This is a genomic window from Streptomyces sp. NRRL S-495, from assembly GCF_000966955.1.
GTDB lineage: Bacteria > Actinomycetota > Actinomycetes > Streptomycetales > Streptomycetaceae > Kitasatospora > Kitasatospora purpeofusca.
Genome location: NZ_JZWY01001194.1, coordinates 1 through 1,120 on the forward strand (window position 1 = coordinate 1; position 1,120 = coordinate 1,120).

General features: G+C 71.2%; 1 protein-coding gene. It reads left to right on the forward strand.

Going from position 1 to position 1,120, the window contains the following annotated elements; all coding sequences use genetic code 11:
- On the forward strand, nt 1–1,120 hold a 1,120-nt coding region (locus tag VR45_RS40500), incomplete at both ends, for an amino acid adenylation domain-containing protein (protein WP_045944984.1).

Consider the following 1,120-nt stretch of genomic DNA (forward strand, 5'->3'; position numbering starts at 1 on the left):
GGTGGTGTCGGAGGGTGTCGAGCTGTCGTACGGGGAGTTGGACGCGCGGGCCAATGCGGTGGCGCGGCGGCTGGTCGGTCTGGGTGTGGGTGCGGAGTGCGGTGTCGCGGTGCTGATGGAGCGGTCGGCGGAGTTGGTGGTGGCGCTGCTCGCGGTGGTGAAGGCGGGTGGTTACTACGTGCCGCTGGACGCCCGGTATCCGTTGGCGCACCGCAGGTCGATCGTGGGGGAGACGGGTGTCTCGGTCGTGCTCACCGATGCGGGGTTGCGGGGTGAGGCGGCCGAGCTGGGTCTGACGGTGCTGGAGGTTTCCGGTGCGGGTGTCGGGGAGGCGTTGGAGGTTTCGTGCGATGTGGAGGGGTTGGCCTATGTGATGTACACCTCCGGCTCGACGGGTCGGGCGAAGGGTGTGGCGGTGACGCATGCCGATGTGGTGGCGTTGGCGTTGGACCGGCGGTTCGCGGGTGCGGGGTTCGAGCGGGTGCTGATGCACTCGCCGCACTCCTTCGACGCGTCGACGATGGAGCTGTGGGTTCCGCTGTTGACGGGGCGCCGGGTCGTGGTGATGCCCGAGGGGGATGTGACGGCGCTCTCTCTCGCCGGGGCGGTCTCCTCGTTCGGGGTCACGGCGTTGTGGTTGACGGCGGGGCTCTTCGCCCTGGTGGTGGAGGAGGATCCGGGGTGCCTGGCCGGGGTGCGTGAGGTGTGGGCCGGTGGCGACGTGCTGTCGCCGGTGGCTGTGGCGCGGGTGCGGGCGGCCTGCCCGGACATTGTGGTGGTGAACGGGTACGGGCCGACGGAGGCCACGACCTTCGTCGCCACGCACACCGCGGTGGACGGCGGGGGCGTGCTCCCGATCGGGCGTCCGTTGGACAATGTGCGGGCCTATGTGCTGGACGCCGCGCTGCGGCCGGTGCCGGTGGGTGTGGCGGGCGAGTTGTACGTGGCGGGTGCGGGGCTGGCGCGTGGGTATGTGGCGCGCCCGGGGCTGACGGCGGAGCGGTTCGTTGCCGATCCGTTCGGGGTGCCGGGTGGGCGGCTGTATCGCACCGGGGACCTGGCGAAGTGGTCGGGCGACGGTGAGTTGGTGTTCGCGGGTCGTGCGGACGAGCAGGTGAAG